The organism is Aeromonas bivalvium (assembly GCF_046078285.1).
GTDB classification, from domain to species: Bacteria; Pseudomonadota; Gammaproteobacteria; order Enterobacterales; family Aeromonadaceae; genus Aeromonas; species Aeromonas bivalvium.
This window is the reverse complement of the sequence record NZ_JBGXBV010000022.1, coordinates 1-748: the sequence shown is the minus strand read 5'-3', so window position 1 is coordinate 748 and position 748 is coordinate 1. Positions and strand designations below refer to the sequence as shown.

The window sequence follows — 748 nt, the reverse complement described above, 5'->3', positions numbered from 1 at the left end:
GAGATGGACAGATTCCCAGGTCGTTTAGCTCAGCTGGGAGAGCACCTCCCTTACAAGGAGGGGGTCACTGGTTCGAGCCCAGTAACGACCACCATGTTTTGCAAGTGTTAGACAAATGATTTAGATGGGTCGTTAGCTCAGTCGGTAGAGCAGTTGACTTTTAATCAATTGGTCGCTGGTTCGAACCCAGCACGACCCACCATCATTTCACCATCCGCGAGATGGACAGATTCCCAGGTCGTTTAGCTCAGCTGGGAGAGCACCTCCCTTACAAGGAGGGGGTCACTGGTTCGAGCCCAGTAACGACCACCATGTTTTGCAAGCGTTAGACAAATGATTTAGATGGGTCGTTAGCTCAGTCGGTAGAGCAGTTGACTTTTAATCAATTGGTCGCTGGTTCGAACCCAGCACGACCCACCATCATTTCACCATCCGCGAGATGGACAGATTCCCAGGTCGTTTAGCTCAGCTGGGAGAGCACCTCCCTTACAAGGAGGGGGTCACTGGTTCGAGCCCAGTAACGACCACCATGTTTTGCAAGCGTTAGACAAATGATTTAGATGGGTCGTTAGCTCAGTCGGTAGAGCAGTTGACTTTTAATCAATTGGTCGCTGGTTCGAACCCAGCACGACCCACCATCATTTCACCATCCACGAGATGGACAGATTCCCAGGTCGTTTAGCTCAGCTGGGAGAGCACCTCCCTTACAAGGAGGGGGTCACTGGTTCGAGCCCAGTAACGACCACCA

The 748-nt window shown here is 51.9% G+C and carries 7 tRNA genes; all 7 read left to right on the top strand.

Annotated elements, in window-relative coordinates:
* The first annotated feature begins 18 nt into the window (after positions 1–18).
* Positions 19–94, top strand: a tRNA-Val gene (locus ACEUCR_RS20035).
* A gap of 32 nt (positions 95–126) precedes the next feature.
* Positions 127–202 (top strand) — tRNA-Lys (locus tag ACEUCR_RS20030).
* 34 nt (positions 203–236) lie between these two features.
* Positions 237–312: transfer RNA gene (locus tag ACEUCR_RS20025), tRNA-Val, on the top strand.
* A gap of 32 nt (positions 313–344) precedes the next feature.
* A tRNA-Lys gene (locus ACEUCR_RS20020) sits at positions 345–420 on the top strand.
* 34 nt (positions 421–454) lie between these two features.
* Positions 455–530, top strand: a tRNA-Val gene (locus ACEUCR_RS20015).
* A gap of 32 nt (positions 531–562) precedes the next feature.
* Positions 563–638: transfer RNA gene (locus ACEUCR_RS20010), tRNA-Lys, on the top strand.
* 34 nt (positions 639–672) lie between these two features.
* Positions 673–748, top strand: a tRNA-Val gene (locus tag ACEUCR_RS20005).